Genomic DNA, 267 nt, shown 5'->3' on the forward strand with positions numbered 1-267 from the left:
CAGGGTTCGGCAGACGGAACGGCGGGCGCTCGCGTTCCACCGCCTCATGCTGCACTGGGATGTACATCGGGCTTTCCTCACACAGCAGTTGCACCGCCTCTACGAACGGTACACCTTCCACATAAATCAAATATTTCAGCGCCGACTTGCCGCCAATGTCACGGCTTTTCCAGTGCCACACACTGGATTCGCCGTTGATCTTGAAGCTGTCGTGCTCCGCAAGCTGGTACTCGCCCCGCGCACTGCTTTTCACCAGCGAACCGGGGC

The 267-nt window shown here is 59.2% G+C and carries 1 pseudogene; it reads right to left on the reverse strand.

What is annotated here, in order from left to right:
• Positions 1-267: pseudogene (locus NE623_RS14550) on the reverse strand (hypothetical protein); the annotation flags it as partial.

Origin of the sequence: Gemmiger formicilis (assembly GCF_024462815.1) — a bacterium.
GTDB lineage: Bacteria > Bacillota > Clostridia > Oscillospirales > Ruminococcaceae > Gemmiger.